General features: G+C 36.3%; 16 protein-coding genes. 5 read left to right on the top strand and 11 right to left on the bottom strand.

The genetic code is table 11. The features are described 5' to 3' along the window. Positions 1-5: 5 nt before the first annotated feature. From HAV12_RS18265 to HAV12_RS18215, 11 genes are all read right to left on the bottom strand, one after another. A complete protein-coding gene (locus HAV12_RS18265) occupies positions 6-380 on the bottom strand; it encodes a diacylglycerol kinase family protein (RefSeq protein WP_171570917.1) in 375 nt (124 codons plus the stop codon). Between the two features lie 8 nt (positions 381-388). After that, positions 389-886 carry a thiol peroxidase gene (tpx, locus tag HAV12_RS18260; RefSeq protein ID WP_132036157.1) on the bottom strand — a complete coding sequence of 166 codons (498 nt, stop codon included), beginning with the start codon at positions 884-886 and terminating at the stop codon, positions 389-391. A 578-nt stretch (positions 887-1464) separates the two neighbouring features. Then, positions 1465-1722: a hypothetical protein gene (locus tag HAV12_RS18255; RefSeq protein WP_017495510.1), complete on the bottom strand. Its 258-nt coding sequence runs from the start codon at positions 1720-1722 to the stop codon at positions 1465-1467. Between the two features lie 83 nt (positions 1723-1805). Next, positions 1806-2114: a co-chaperone YbbN gene (locus HAV12_RS18250; protein ID WP_072964537.1), complete on the bottom strand. Its 309-nt coding sequence runs from the start codon at positions 2112-2114 to the stop codon at positions 1806-1808. Between the two features lie 158 nt (positions 2115-2272). Next, positions 2273-2911, bottom strand: coding sequence for a peroxiredoxin (locus HAV12_RS18245; protein WP_171570916.1), 639 nt, complete (start codon positions 2909-2911; stop codon positions 2273-2275). Positions 2912-3045: 134 nt separating this feature from the next. Beyond that, positions 3046-4659 (bottom strand): glycoside hydrolase family 3 protein, encoded by a 1614-nt coding sequence (locus tag HAV12_RS18240; RefSeq protein ID WP_171570915.1) that lies wholly within the window; start codon positions 4657-4659, stop codon positions 3046-3048. Beyond that, entirely contained in the window at positions 4659-5111 is a 453-nt protein-coding gene (locus HAV12_RS18235) for a GNAT family N-acetyltransferase (protein WP_171570914.1), read from the bottom strand. The genes HAV12_RS18240 and HAV12_RS18235 overlap by 1 nt, the downstream gene beginning before the upstream one ends. A 23-nt stretch (positions 5112-5134) precedes the next feature. After that, on the bottom strand, positions 5135-5485 hold the full coding sequence (locus tag HAV12_RS18230) for a hypothetical protein (protein WP_171570913.1): 351 nt from the start codon (positions 5483-5485) through the stop codon (positions 5135-5137). A gap of 22 nt (positions 5486-5507) precedes the next feature. Further along, a complete protein-coding gene (locus HAV12_RS18225; RefSeq protein ID WP_171570912.1) occupies positions 5508-6830 on the bottom strand; it encodes an MFS transporter in 1323 nt (440 codons plus the stop codon). Continuing rightward, on the bottom strand, positions 6817-8388 hold the full coding sequence (locus HAV12_RS18220; protein WP_171570911.1) for a glycoside hydrolase family 10 protein: 1572 nt from the start codon (positions 8386-8388) through the stop codon (positions 6817-6819). Before HAV12_RS18220 ends, HAV12_RS18225 begins: the two co-directional genes overlap by 14 nt. A 380-nt stretch (positions 8389-8768) precedes the next feature. Then, positions 8769-9977: an anhydro-N-acetylmuramic acid kinase gene (locus HAV12_RS18215; RefSeq protein ID WP_171570910.1), complete on the bottom strand. Its 1209-nt coding sequence runs from the start codon at positions 9975-9977 to the stop codon at positions 8769-8771. Between the two features lie 259 nt (positions 9978-10236). Here HAV12_RS18215 and HAV12_RS18210 point away from each other — a divergent pair, with 259 nt between their 5' ends. The 5 genes from HAV12_RS18210 to HAV12_RS18190 all read left to right on the top strand — a co-directional run bounded on the left by HAV12_RS18210 (position 10237) and on the right by HAV12_RS18190 (position 13622). Further along, positions 10237-10605, top strand: coding sequence for a hypothetical protein (locus HAV12_RS18210; RefSeq protein WP_171570909.1), 369 nt, complete (start codon positions 10237-10239; stop codon positions 10603-10605). 678 nt (positions 10606-11283) lie between these two features. Continuing rightward, complete coding sequence (locus tag HAV12_RS18205) at positions 11284-11502, top strand: hypothetical protein (RefSeq protein ID WP_171570908.1); 219 nt, start codon at positions 11284-11286, stop codon at positions 11500-11502. A 68-nt stretch (positions 11503-11570) separates the two neighbouring features. Further along, positions 11571-11861, top strand: a complete 291-nt coding sequence (locus tag HAV12_RS18200) for a helix-turn-helix domain-containing protein (RefSeq protein ID WP_171570907.1) — start codon at positions 11571-11573, stop codon at positions 11859-11861. Further along, positions 11842-12696: a reverse transcriptase family protein gene (locus tag HAV12_RS18195; protein ID WP_171570906.1), complete on the top strand. Its 855-nt coding sequence runs from the start codon at positions 11842-11844 to the stop codon at positions 12694-12696. The genes HAV12_RS18200 and HAV12_RS18195 overlap by 20 nt, the downstream gene beginning before the upstream one ends. A 626-nt stretch (positions 12697-13322) precedes the next feature. Further along, positions 13323-13622, top strand: coding sequence for a hypothetical protein (locus HAV12_RS18190; RefSeq protein ID WP_370528464.1), 300 nt, complete (start codon positions 13323-13325; stop codon positions 13620-13622). Positions 13623-14062 lie beyond the last annotated feature (440 nt).

The raw sequence follows: 14062 nt of genomic DNA, 5'->3' as shown, positions 1-14062 counted from the left end.
ATTGCCTATACAAATTTTGGAATATAAATGATCAAACCTATTGCGATTGCGGTCATTGCGGCAAAAAATACCGCTCCGGCAGCAATATCTTTAATAAATCCGATTCTTTCATGATAATTAGGGTGAATAAAATCAGCTACTTTTTCCACAGCTGTATTTAATCCCTCTACGCTTAATACCAGACCGATTGCAAGGGTCTGAAAAAGCCATTCTTCATGAGAAATATGAAAATAGAAACCGGCAATAGTCATTAGTATTCCCAGTGAAAATTGTACCATAACACTATGTTCGGTACTGATTAGTTTTACAGCTCCCTTAAAAGCGTAGGTTACGCTTTTAAGTCGGCCTTTAACAAAAGTATTGTCTTTTTGAAACTCCATTTCGGTTATTATAGTGCTGCTAAAGCGGCTTCATAATTGGGTTCGTTTGCAATTTCAGCAACTTGTTCGGTATGCGTGATTTTTCCGTTAGCATCAACCACAATAATGGCTCTGGAATGTAAACCTGCCAGAGGTCCGTCAAGGATTTCCAGTCCGTTTGCTTTACCAAAACTTCCTTCCTGAAAGTCAGATAGGTTCACTACATTTTCTAATCCTTCCGCTCCGCAAAAACGTTTCTGGGCAAATGGTAAATCTCTTGAAATACACAAAACAGTTGTGTTTTCTAAATTACCGGCACTTTCGTTGAATTTTCTAACAGAAGTGGCACAAGTTCCTGTATCTACACTTGGGAAAATATTTAAAACTAATTTTTTACCGGCGAAATTGCTTAATGAAGCCACTGATAAATCATTTTGTACTAATTTGAAATCAGCTAGTTGTGATCCAACTGCCGGTAATTCACCTGAGGTATGAACGGGATTTCCGCCTAATGTTATTGAAGCCATGATTTTTGTTTAATTTAATGAGGTTCAAAAGTAAGGATTAATATTTGAATCTAAAAGTATTTGTTGTGGGTTTAAGTATAGATTAAGACTTGTATTTGTCTTTGTATACAATGGGAGAATGTTATAGGAGTTTAGGGTTTTTTGGTACGCGGATGACACGGATTAAGCGGATTAACAGGTTTCTTTTGCTTGTTTTATTTGTCTTTGCGATGTAGACTTTGTTTTATGTTTTTAGATTTCATCTGTTGTGACTTCCTGAGCGAAGTCGAAGGAAAGCAAATAGCTTTTTTTTGTCCTCCTGAGCGAAGTCGAAGGAATACAAGAAATTCCGACCCTGTAAATCTTCAATCTTTGCAGAGCTAATGTGCGCCCTTCGACTTCGCTCAGGGTGACAAGATTGTGTTGATAACTGAAACTGAAAACCGAGACTGAGACTGAAAACTGAGACTGATCCCGATAGCTATCGGGAGAGACTGAACACAGAAACTGAACACTGAAACCTGAAAACAAAAAAAACGCTCCCTTGGAATGAAAGCGTTTCTTTAGTCATGTTTTTTTATTCTCAGGAGAGAGGCCGATTATTTATCGATCGAACCCAAAACACGTTTCATGAACGCATTTAAGGCTTCTTTTTTGTCAGTGCCCTGAACGACCATTTTATGTACCTCAAGTGCACCATACATATTTGAAATTAATTCGCCAATTACATCTAATTCTTCATCTTTTAGAGAAGGAATCTCAGTCATAGCTTCTAAAACTTCAATAGTTTCGATGATGTAATCCTGATCGTTTTCTTCGATAAACTGCGTTAATTGCTTTATTACGGGTAATTTCATTTTTTAGATTTTTAGATTACTGGATTATTGGATTTTTAGATAAGATTCAAAAAATCTAAACGTCTAAAAATCTAATACTCTATTTAGGCAATTGCGTTAACTAAATCGATTAAAACTTCTTGTTTGTTGGTTTGTGTTTCACCAACTAATTTTCCGTTTACAAAAGTGGCGAAAGTAGGCAGGTTGCTTACATTGGCTAATTTTCTGGATTCCGGAGCATTTTCAGCGTCAACCAAAACAAAAGTGATAGCTTCATTTTCTGTGGCTAATTTTTTGAATTTTGGTTTCATAATACGGCAATTTCCACACCATGAAGCTGAATATTGTACTACTACTTTTTCGTTTTTAGCAACTAAATCTGCTAACGTATCTTCGTTTAAGTCGATTAACATATCTTTGAATTTAAATTCCAATATTTTAAATTCCAAATTCCAAATCTTCCGATGTAGAATTTAAAAATTTAAATTTTGAAATATTATTGATTTTGAGAAAGAATTCCAAATCCCAAAATTGGAATTTGGAATTTTTAAAAATTTGGAATTTATTTTTCTTAATTAGCGCTCAAATACTCAGCAGTACTGATTCTGTCTGCACTCATAGCTTCTTTACCGGCTTCCCAGTTTGCAGGACAAACTTCTCCTTTAACCTGAATGTGTGTATAAGCATCAACCATACGTAAATATTCGTTTACGTTACGTCCTAATGGCATATCGTTAACACTTTCGTGGAAGATTTTTCCAGTTTCGTCAATTAGGTAAGTAGCTCTGAAAGTTACGTTTGAACCTTCAACAATTACAGAGTCAGTTTCTTCGCTGTATTCTGTAGATTCGATATCTAAAATTCCTAAAATGTTAGATAAGTTACGGTTGGTATCAGCAAGGATAGGGTAAGTAACACCTTCGATTCCACCGTTGTTTTTTGGAGTGTTTAACCATGCAAAGTGCACTTCGTTTGTATCACATGAAGCTCCGATTACGATCGTATTTCTTTTTTCAAATTCTGGTAATGCAGCTTGGAAGGCGTGTAATTCAGTTGGACATACAAAAGTAAAATCTTTTGGGTACCAAAATAAAAGTACTTTTTTGTTGTTGTTTACTGCTTCTTCAAAAATATTGATTTTTAAGTTGTCACCCATTTCTGAGATAGCATCTACTGCAATACTTGGGAATTTCTTTCCTACTAAAGACATATTTTTCGTTTTAAGTTAAAAATTTATTTGGTGCAAAAGTAGGGTATAAGTAAGGGGACTTACAATAAGATGTAATTATTAATATTTATTTAATGATAACTTTTTATTATGACTAAGAATAGATTGTATGTAAGTTACTGAATGTCAATATTTACAGGAAGAGCTCCGTTGCAATTGCCATTTTCAAGAAATTGAATTCCTGCCACTTTTTGAAATTCTTCAAAATCCTGATAGGCCTGTACGAGTCCTGAAGCGTTTTTAAGATTCGGGATCACAGGTAGAACGTACGGATTTCCGAAAACATAAACGATACATTTTTTGATTTGCAGCAGCTGTGAAAGTAAATCCAAAACTTCAGTATGTATTTCGAAATTATTCATGGGTTTTGCCTTCGGAACAAATAACGAAATGATAATGGTTTCGAAGTTTTCCAGCGCTTTTTTGATTTCCGGAATACTAGAGTTTTCTAAGTTTTCAAAAGCAAATTCCGGAGAAGTTAGTTTTGAATTTAAGGTTGTGAAGAACGTATTGGCAACACCTTTATATAAACTCAATTTGGCTAACTGATTGCTCTGCTGCGCTTCAAAAGCCAGTGCTGTATTTGAATTATCGATGATTTTGGTGATGGTGTTTTTGGCAATTTCAAAGTTTAAAGCTGCCGTTTTTTCAAAATCCAGATCTCCTGATGTAAATGCTTTATCGGTCAGGATTCCCACCTTGTCCTTGCATTTCATAATTCTTTTGTAGCTCTCTTCGATACGTTCGGGAGAAGCATTTTTCAGAATAGCTTCAATTCCTTCGGGAACATTTTCAGCAAAACACAAAACATCGTTTCCGGCGTTGAAGGCTTCCCATTCCAGTTCGCCTTTTGTTGTGTACAATTTTGAAACGCTGTGCATGTTGAGCGCATCAGAAATAACCAGTCCGTCGTATCCTAATTGTTCGCGTAAAAGGGTTTCGATAATAGGTTTTGACAATGTTGCCGAAGTATCTTTTCCGTTATTTAAGCTTGGAACCGCCAAATGCCCGATCATAATCGAGTCGACCTTATTTTCAATTCCTTTAATGAAAGGATACAATTCGTTGTCTAATAATTCTGCTAAGCTTTCCTTTAAAACCGGCAATCCCAAATGCGAATCTACATTGGTGTTTCCGTGTCCGGGAAAGTGTTTCAGGCAGCCTAAAATTCCGGCATCAGACAATCCTTTTAAATACGCCACGGCAAAATCGGCTACTTTTTCTTTATTTTCACCAAAAGAGCGATAGCCAATCACGGGGTTATTCGGATTGTTATTGATATCTGCCAGAGGCGAAAGGTTATAATGAATTCCGGCTGCTTTTAAGTCAGAACCAATTTGTTTTCCCACTTCATACACTAAAGCTGCTTTATTTTCAGGTAAAGCACCAAGGGTGATGGCGTAGGGGTACTGCGGTGTTTTTTCGATACGCATCGCCAGGCCCCATTCGGCGTCAATGCTAATTAAAAGCGGGGTAGCAGCAGATTTTTGATAACGGATGATTAACGCTTTGATTTTCTCGTAGCTGTCATCATTAAAAACCACTTTTTTCCTGCTTTCGTAATTCGTTGCGGCACTGGCACGGCTGTGAAAAAAGGTCAGTCCGCCAATATGATGTTCTTTTATTAAACGTTCGGTTTCCTGAATGTTTTCTTCGGTATCATTGATAAAAACAGCGGGAAAAAAGAATTGTCCCACTTTTTGCTTTAATGCTTCGGCTGTCATTTTCATTAGTATAAAGTCTTTTTCATGCAGACACTATTATCCATTGCCTTGTAAGGCGGATAATTTGGAATTATAATATAATCTGATTTTAGGTATAGAGAAATGGCTTCAGGCTGATTTTTGCCTGTTTCCAGAATAGTGCAGGTATAATCTGCTTCGGCGGCCCAGATTTCCAATTCTTTCAAAATGGCCGAGGCGATTCCTCTTTTTCTGAAATCAGGGTGTACATACATTCTTTTGATTTCTGCCGTATCGCTTTCTTTTTCCCTAAAAGCACCACAGCCCGTCGCAACATCATTTTCGTAATAAACGAGTACATGTTTTATGGTATCGGTTTTATTAAACTGATTGTAAAAGCTATGATCTTCTCCGTCCCTGATTTTTAAATCCCGGTCTAATAAAACCACCAGATTTATAAAATCAGGATCGTCAGAGCTAGTGCGTTTTAGGCTGGTCATGATCGAATGCTGTAAAATTTTATTTATTTGAGTTTGCTTTTCTTTTGTCTGGCAAGTTTGGCAAGCTGGGTTTGGGTGTGAACCGCTTTTTCCAGTCGGTTTTTAAATCGAAAGAGTTTTGGCAATCCTTCCAGTCGGTCTTCGAGGGTGATTTCTTCAAAAACAATAATTGCTTTTTCTAAAACCCGGATTTCGTTCTCGATATCGTTTTGGTTTTTGTAGATCGTAGCCAGTCTGTCGTAAGGATGGTTTCCTTTAAAGTTCTCTGCTACATTTTCTTCATACAATTCAACTGCTTTTTCAAGGTTTCCTGTTTTCTCGAACTCAGCTCCTTTCAGATTTCGTTCGGCCTGCAAATTCTCATTGATTTCCATAGGTAAGATGTTTGATTTGGGGTTAAACTTCTTCAGATTTTTTCCCAAAGTCTTTCGGGAAAATTAAAAAACGTGATAAAATAAGACCTGGAATAGTGGCTATGAAAACCCATATAAAAAAGTTCTGATAGCCTAAATATTGTTGTATATAACCGCTGATCATTCCCGGAAGCATCATTCCCAATGCCATAAAACCGGTTGCAAGTGCATAATGTGACGTTTTAGATTCTCCTTCGGCAACATAAATCAGGTACATCATAAAACCGGTAAATCCGAAACCATATCCAAATTGTTCCAGTATAACCGTTATGCACGTATAGAGATTAAGCGGGGAATTGATTTCGAAAAAGTATAAATTTAAATGAAGGTGAAAAAGTGCTTCCGGCTGAAAATGAGCCAATCCGATAAAACCGATAATCGGCAGGTGCATTGCCAGAAACATAGGAAGCATCCATTTGGTAAGACCATGTTTAGAGATGGCAATTCCGCCAAAAATCCCGCCTATGGTCAATGCTATAATTCCTAATGTTCCATAAATAATTCCAACAGATTCTGTATCTAAGGCCATACCGCCCAATTCTTTTTTATCGAGCAGAAACGGACTTAACATTTTTAGTAATTGTGATTCTCCCAATCGAAAGACCAGAATAAAAGTTAGGATCAGGCCAATTTGTTTTTTCTTAAAAAAGCTGGCAAACACAGAACCAAAACTCTTATCATGCGCTTCTTTATCGGTTGCTATTGCATTTACTTCGCTTTTTGGAGTGAAAATAAAATTATAAAGCGTGATCACCGCCATTAATAAACCTACAGCGATCATGGTATACGACCAGGCTTTGGTATTGTCTCCGTATTTATGTTCCAGATAACCAGCAAATAATACGATCAATCCGTTTCCGGCCAATAATGAGATTCGGTAAAAAGTGCTTCTGATTCCCAGAAAGAAAGATTGCTGTTCTTTGGGTAAAACCAATAAGTAAAAACCATCGCTGGCCACATCATTCGAAGCCGAAGCAAAGGCGGCGACCCAAAAAATGGATAAACTCAGCAGAAAGAAATGATTTAGGGGAATAATAAACCCTACCAGTAAAAAAGCAAGGGAAATAACGAACTGCATGGCCAGAAACCATTTTCTTTTGGTTCCGTTCAATTCGATAAAGGGACTCCACAAAGGTTTTATGACCCAGGGAAGGTATAATAAACTGGTATAAACTCCGATATCTTCATTTGAAATTCCCAGGTTTTTGTACATAATTACAGAAACGGAAATAATGACGGCGTAAGGCAAGCCGGATGCAAAATTTAAAAGCGGAATCCAAAACCAGGGTTTATTATCTGTTTTCATTAGGCTGAGCAGGTGAATATATTTTAAATGTCTTTTTTAAGTCGATCGTAGTTGGGGTACTTTCGTTTGCAAAATAATCAATAAATGTTACAGCGCAAGCTTTATAGGCATTCATTTTTTGGGTAAGGATCGAAAAGGTAATAGAGTCATTCATTTCGTTAACTCTTATTTTGTCAATTATTTGCGTTGCATCGTTGGTATTGATTTTCGAAATATGATCGGCTCCGTAAACCACCATATAACGCACTTTTGTATTCAGTGGTGCTTTGATCGTAAAGGTGTAAAAGGAACTGTCTTTGGCAAATTCGGTTACCGTCGGGATATCAATTACAATTCGTTTTAAATTCGGAACGGCCGGTGGTAATGCCGGATATTTGTATTGGTTTTCTTCGAGCAGACGCACGATATCGAAGTTTTTATTCATAAACCATTTGGCACTGAAATAAGCACTTCCGCCTACTTTTTTAAAGCTTCTTGCATAATCAATCTGTGTTGGAATCTCAGACGAAAAATTCCAGCTTTTGTCGCCATCACCTCTTATTTTATAAGAAGCATGTCCGATATAAACAGCGGTATTGTTGGAGTTTTCGGCCCACCATTTTACGAGTTTCGAATAAGAAGCTCTCGGATTATTCATGCTCCAATAGAGTTGTGGCATAATATAATCAATCCATTTCTGGTCCATCCATAACACAGGATCGGCGTAAAGATCATCGTAGTTGGCAGTCGATTGGGTATCGGAACCTTTCGGGTCCACCGATTTGTTACGCCAAACCCCAAACGGACTGATTCCGAATTGTACCCACGGTTTGCTCGCTTTAATGGTAGTCGAAATGCTGTGTACAAAATTGCTCACGTTCGCACGTCTCCAGTCGGCAAGGCTTAAACCGGAACCGTATTTTTTGAAAGAAGCCGTATCATTAAAAACTTTGCCCGGTACAGCGTACGGATAGAAATAATCATCAAAATGAATCGCGTCAATATCGTATTTGTCCACAACTTCTTTGACCACTTTGGTCAGATGTTCCTGAACTTCAGGCAAGGCAGGATCGTAATATAATTTTCCGCCGTATTCGATCATCCATTCCGGATGTTTGAAGATATCGTGATTCGGGCTCAAAAGGTTTTTGTTTAAATCGAAAGTCGCACGGTACGGGTTCATCCAGGCATGAAATTCAAAACCTCTCATATGTGCCTGATCAATCATCCAGGCGAGTGCATCGTAAGACGGGGCAGGAGTCTGACCCTCTTTTCCGGTCAGGAAACGCGACCAAGGTGCCAGTTCTGTAGGATAAAAAGCATCACCTACACTTCTGATCTGAACAATTACAGCATTAAAATGTAGTTTTTTGTACGTTTCCAGAATATCGATAAAATCCGCTTTTTCTTTCTCCACATTGTCCGTACTTGTTTTGGGCCAGTCAATGTTTACTACGGTCGCGATCCAGACACCTCTAAATTCAGTTTTAGGATGCGTTACTTTTTCCTGCGAATGAACATTCAGTCCAAGAAACAGTAATAATAGTATAGAGAATAGTAGTGGCGTCTTTTTATGCATTGTAATCTGTTTTAACAAAAACCAAAAATAGTTTTTTTAGATGAGTATCGTAAACAATTCAGAAATTATAATTTTAACGGTATAGTGTGTTTTTTGTTGCCACAGATTACACAGATTAAAATGATTAATGTTGTAAATTATTAATCCGTGATTTATTTTGCCACGAATTGCACGAATTTTCGCTAATTAAAATTGTGTGTTAATAGGTCTGCAAAAGTTTAGCCACAGATTAAAGGATTAAAAAGATTTTTTTTTGCCGCGAATTTGCTTCGCCTATTCCCTTAGGTCGGGTCGTGACAATCTTTTTTCCAATAAAAGTAAAATAATCCGTTTAATCTGTGTAATCTGTGGCAAAAAATAATTCGTGGCAACCTCCTTTTTTAATCCGGAAACGAAATTTTTCCCATTGTAACCGACGGGATTCCTTTGTTGGTGCCGAAATTATAATTTCCTCCGGCTACGGTTTCATTGGCTAAAATGGCAAATAAAACAGCTTCTTTGGCATCGCTCAGGATACCCAGATCGTCGCTTTTGAAGAACTCGCAGGGCAATAATTCAGCAAGCCATTTCACTAGTAGCGGGTTATGAATACCGCCGCCCGACATATAAATTTTGAAATCTTCCAGTGCATACGAACTGTTTTCCACGACAAACAAAATCGCTTCGGCAATCGTTTCGGCACTCAGGCGCGTTAAGGTAGCCAGCAAATCTGGTGCCGAAATAGTGGTGAGGTTCGTTTTGGAAAGCGCGTTTTGTACAAAATCAAAATTAAACAATTCCTGACCGATCGTTTTCGGGAAGCTTTTTTGGAAGAAAGCATTGCTTTTCAATGCGGCTAAAAGTTCCGGATTTACCGTTCCGCTTTGGGCAATTTCGGCATCTTTGTCGTAACTTTTTTCCGGGAAATAATGTTTGGTGTAGATATCAATCAAAGTATTGGCGGTACCCGTATCGGTTACAAAAACCGCTTCGGCATCGAGCGAAGCGGGCAGATAAGTGAAATTGGCAATGCCGCCCATGTTGAGCATAATACGGTTTTCGCCTTTTTTCCTGAACAATAAGTAATCACCATAAACAGCCAAAGGTGCCCCTTCACCACCTGCAGCCACCTGTTTCTGCCTGAAATCAGACAGGGTGATAATGCCCGTTTTGACTGCAATATGATCGCCATCGCCGATTTGTAAAGTCGCATTGGGAAACTTTTCCTGCTGATGCAAAAACTTCGGGGCGTGCAAAACCGTTTGTCCGTGCGAAGCAATCAGGTCGACTTCAATAGCGGGAACATTCCATTTTTGGAGGCAATCGTTGACCATGCCGGCGTGCAAAAGACCGATCCATTCGTTGAGTAAGGCGAAGTGCTGAAAATCGACTGTTTTCTTCGCAAACACTTTACGGATTTCGGTTTTAATGTCTTCGGAATAACTGATGGTTTCGAATTCGAGAATCTTTACCGCCGTATTTCCGCCCGCTCCGGTGATTTCGCAAAGCGCAATATCCAGTCCGTCGAGAGAAGTTCCGGACATTAAGCCTATTATTTTTCGGGTTTCTTTTTGGGCTATGGTGTAAAGTGAACTTATATTTTTATTCATTGTACGAAGACTTTTATTTGGTTGTGCTAAAATCGGAATGTTTTGCAAATAAAGCTAAGAAAAAAAGGGTTTTTATACGGTGCTAAAAAGGGTATAAATACGGGAATATTTGAATGTGTTTATTGATAATTTTGTGCAATCCCCATTGCTTTGTTTACCATTAAGATCTACTGTAATTGTTTTGAAGATCAATCTATATGAAGTTGTAAAATACTGAGGAATAGATTATTTATAAATTAATTTTAAACACCTTAAAGCTATGCAAATAAATACAGAAGCGCACAATTCGTTTCACAAATCGACCTTAATTTTTGGCATAATAGTTTGTTTTTTCGCCTTACTCATTGCGGGGCTTGGCATCTGGCTGATAACCCTGAAAAGCTCCGGCAAAACCGAATTCGAATTGTTCGGACAAAAGTTCTTTTCAGAGAATGTTGGTGTATCGGCCATCTTTATCGGTGCGGTAATCTTAATCTTAGCCGTGAGAAGAATTCTAAAATCGTTAGATAAAATCTCCGATAACTATTCTAAAACGACGCATGATATTTTAAATTCGGGAAGTTCTAAAAATACAGCATTGGAAGCTGCTGCTCCCGATGATGAGTTTGATTCTAGAATTCCGATGTAGTTGGAGATCGTTATGCGATTTTTAAAAAGATATTTTTTGATTGATACTAAATAATTATTATTTAAAACTCTTCGAAGTTTTCTCAAAATAAATATTCCTTCAAATTTTGATGCTGTGCGGAGTTTTCCCACTTCTTAAACGTTCGAATATTTTTTGTCTATAGGTGTCGATACTAAGTCAGGAGAATTTGGAAAGTAGATTTATTTTATTAACAATTTTATTATTACTTGTTAATAAAATAAATCTACTTTTTATTAACTCATAGTAATATTATTTATATATTTGCAGTGTTAGTTCTTTGAAAAAATGCTTTTGATGTCTTCTTTCTAAGTGAAGTTCACTTGACCGTCTGAAAGGACAACCCGTACGGGTATTTAACAGCGCGCACACCTTTTATCTGATATCGCTATCGCCTAAGATGAAATATTCTTGATGAGGTCATTTGTCAAATTATGACATTGCTCAATTCTAGATAATTTATTCTACTGTTATTCGGTTCTTATGAGATTTGTAAAATTGTTGTTAATTAATGCTATTTATTTATTCAAGCAGGAGATTTTAAGTGAGTGTGTGAGAACATTGTATACGCACTTAGGGAAAAGACACAATCTATATTACTTAACGATATTAGTTGAAACAAGCAGGCAACAATGTCGTTGTCTTTAAAACTAAGTAATTATGAGTAGATTAAAACAAAATCAAAGCATTGATAGTTTAATACAGAGTATTAATACTGTCGCACAGAGCCAGTGTTCTCTTTCGGAAAAAGACGTAATTGTCTTAAATGAAGCATTAAAAAGACTTCAGAATTTAAAACAAAAGAAAGGTAAAACAAATGAGCAAATTCTTGATGAAGTTGCTAAAATTATTGAATTACTAATTACTTTTTTTGTTTAGAAATTAGATTATGAGGTCAAGATGTAGAATTATCCGAACACTCCTTAAATTTTTTTATTCAAAAACACATGGATTTAGGTATTGTAATTAAAAATATGAGAAAGCAGAGGAAGTTAACTCAGAGTGAGTTCGCTTCTTTATGTGGTATAACACAGACGTATCTTTCACAAATTGAGGGTAATCATAAAGAACCTAATCTTTCTATTTTAAAAACTATTAGTGAAAAACTTAATATTCCTTTGCCAATTTTATTTTTTCAATCATTGACAGAGGAAGATATTCAGCCAAACAAGAGAAAAGCTTTTGAAATTATAAGTCCTTCAGTTAAATCATTAGTAAATGAATTCTTCTCCATTTAAAAAATATGAATTAAAAAAATTCTATTCGATTATTGGTTTCAAACAGCCTGAAGTAGAATTTATAGCTAATAATATGGACTCATATTATGATGAATGGATTGAGAAAAAGATTGACAAGAAAACTGGAGATTTTAAAAAATATAAAGATGGTACTGTAAAAGAGCGAATTATAAGACCTTCATTAAGAGAATTAAAAGTAATTCAAAGAAGAATAAAAGACAAAATTTTAGTGCCTATCGATTTGCCTTCGAATGTACATGGTGGTGTAAAGAAAAAAAGTAATGTAACTAATGCTAAACCACATCAAGGAAATAAGTACCAATTTACTACTGATTTACAGGAATTTTACCCTAATATAACATCTAAACGTGTTTATGATACTTTTTTAGAATTAGGTTTTTCGACTCATTTTGCTCACTGGCTTACTAAACTTACAACATGGAAATATGAATTACCTCAAGGAACTCCAACTAGTACACATATAGCTAATTTGGTATTTTTAAAAACGGATATGCAATTGATTGAGCTTTGTAATCAAAATAACATAACTTATACAAGATATGTTGATGATTTGACTTTCTCTTCTCAACAAGATTTTAGACATCTATTAAATGAAATCTTAGATATTGTAACCGCGAATGATTTTAAATTAAGTTATAGAAAAACTCATTATAAAGGGAATCAATTGATAACTGGAATTAAAGTGTTTTTGAACAAAATTGCTGCACCAAAGAAAATAATAGACAAAGCTAAGCTTGAAATAGATAATCCTCCTAGCCATAAACCTTACACAAATTATTTGGAAAATATAAAGAAAACAAACAGGTTTAAATAATTGATACAAAAAAGTCAGTTCTTGTAATAAATAATAACTCATTATGGATTTCCGTATCATGACACAAAAAAGTAGGCCTAACTTTCGCAATATTAATTATAAAAATAAATTTTTATGGCAAAAGTATCTCCATTTCACAGTGTAAAACAAACTGTGTATCACAACAACAGTAGTTGTACGGAAGGAAACAACATTGAGAAAGAAAATCTTAGACCAGGAACTGGAGGAAAGCCTCTTTGCAGTCGTTGTAGTAAACTTTAATTTATAGCCGCTCTAATAAAGCGGCTTTTTTATGGGTAGTTTTTATTTATAAGAATACTTTGGCATCAAAAATCTTCGCTATCACAAGGATATGTGAAAGAATCTAGACTTATAATCATTAATAATTTTTTCATTCTATTATCATTTTTATACTTTTGTTCTCTTCTTGAATATTGATTAATTTATTTGTAAGTAAATACCTATTTTAATTAAAAAAAGTATATCTTTACTTCGCAAAACAATCATAGGAGAAATCCTGAACTTTTTTAAAGTTAACATAAGCGAATACCTCGCCACGGTGAAGGAACGGGAAACTGTCCTAAATCATTCCTATGAATGTTTTGCACACCTAAAGTGAGGTATTTGTGTATCTAACATTTTCTATTATGCAAAAAGAAAATCAAAAAGCATCACACCAGGAGGTGGTGCCGTCCGTAGTCCGTTTCCTTTCCGACCTTTGGTTTGAGGGAGATTTTAAAGAACAGCCTTTGTACCTGCAGGAAATTTTCGAGTTAATGCTCGAAACCGAATTCGGCAATGATCAGGAGCTCCGGCAAAAAATGCTAAGCTGTATCAGAACCAGCAGGAATCTGGCAGAGACGTTGTCTCCGTTTACAGACGAGCAGATTCAGCAAGCCTTCCTGGCTGTAGCAGTTAAGGAGTAGAATTCCAATTTTACAAATACCACAAAGCCCCGCACGTACGGGGCTTTTTTTTTGTATTTTATTGCTGTGAGAAAGTTTATTTTGCTTTTCAATTTCTCACAGAAGTTGTGAGAAGCTGAATTTTTATTTTTGTTTTCTCACAGAAAGCGTGAGAAAGTTAATTTTTATTTTCGTTTTCTCACATATACTGATCACGCACTGTTGACGAATACCCGGATGTGATTTCTCCTCCGTCGAAATGACAAATCAGTGGGGATGCGGTATGTACTTTCTACCTTTTACACACAGCTTGTCATTCCGAGGCACGAGACTCGAGCGATAGCGAACAGACGAAGTAAATCGCATGCGCAAATCACGCACTGTTGGCGAATACCCGGATGCGATTTCTCCTCCGTCGAAATGACACCCATGTCTGGAATCTCTTCAGAAAAAACAAAGCA

It is taken from the genome of Flavobacterium sp. CLA17 (assembly GCF_013112255.2).
Classification (GTDB): domain Bacteria; phylum Bacteroidota; class Bacteroidia; order Flavobacteriales; family Flavobacteriaceae; genus Flavobacterium; species Flavobacterium circumlabens.
The sequence above is the reverse complement of the archived record's forward strand: the minus strand, read 5'-3'. Positions and strand labels throughout refer to the sequence as shown.

Excerpts from the sequence above, each read along its gene's own strand:
- HAV12_RS18195 (WP_171570906.1), top strand. The coding sequence starts at position 11,842 with ATGAATTCTTCTCCATTTAAAAAATATGAATTAAAAAAATTCTATTCG.
- HAV12_RS18200 (WP_171570907.1), top strand. The coding sequence starts at position 11,571 with ATGGATTTAGGTATTGTAATTAAAAATATGAGAAAGCAGAGGAAGTTA.
- HAV12_RS18245 (WP_171570916.1), bottom strand. The coding sequence starts at position 2,911 with ATGTCTTTAGTAGGAAAGAAATTCCCAAGTATTGCAGTAGATGCTATC.
- tpx (WP_132036157.1), bottom strand. The coding sequence starts at position 886 with ATGGCTTCAATAACATTAGGCGGAAATCCCGTTCATACCTCAGGTGAA.
- HAV12_RS18205 (WP_171570908.1), top strand. The coding sequence starts at position 11,284 with ATGAGTAGATTAAAACAAAATCAAAGCATTGATAGTTTAATACAGAGT.
- HAV12_RS18215 (WP_171570910.1), bottom strand. The coding sequence starts at position 9,977 with ATGAATAAAAATATAAGTTCACTTTACACCATAGCCCAAAAAGAAACC.
- HAV12_RS18225 (WP_171570912.1), bottom strand. The coding sequence starts at position 6,830 with ATGAAAACAGATAATAAACCCTGGTTTTGGATTCCGCTTTTAAATTTT.
- HAV12_RS18240 (WP_171570915.1), bottom strand. The coding sequence starts at position 4,659 with ATGAAAATGACAGCCGAAGCATTAAAGCAAAAAGTGGGACAATTCTTT.
- HAV12_RS18220 (WP_171570911.1), bottom strand. The coding sequence starts at position 8,388 with ATGCATAAAAAGACGCCACTACTATTCTCTATACTATTATTACTGTTT.
- HAV12_RS18255 (WP_017495510.1), bottom strand. The coding sequence starts at position 1,722 with ATGAAATTACCCGTAATAAAGCAATTAACGCAGTTTATCGAAGAAAAC.
- HAV12_RS18235 (WP_171570914.1), bottom strand. The coding sequence starts at position 5,111 with ATGACCAGCCTAAAACGCACTAGCTCTGACGATCCTGATTTTATAAAT.
- HAV12_RS18250 (WP_072964537.1), bottom strand. The coding sequence starts at position 2,114 with ATGTTAATCGACTTAAACGAAGATACGTTAGCAGATTTAGTTGCTAAA.
- HAV12_RS18230 (WP_171570913.1), bottom strand. The coding sequence starts at position 5,485 with ATGGAAATCAATGAGAATTTGCAGGCCGAACGAAATCTGAAAGGAGCT.
- HAV12_RS18265 (WP_171570917.1), bottom strand. The coding sequence starts at position 380 with ATGGAGTTTCAAAAAGACAATACTTTTGTTAAAGGCCGACTTAAAAGC.
- HAV12_RS18210 (WP_171570909.1), top strand. The coding sequence starts at position 10,237 with ATGCAAATAAATACAGAAGCGCACAATTCGTTTCACAAATCGACCTTA.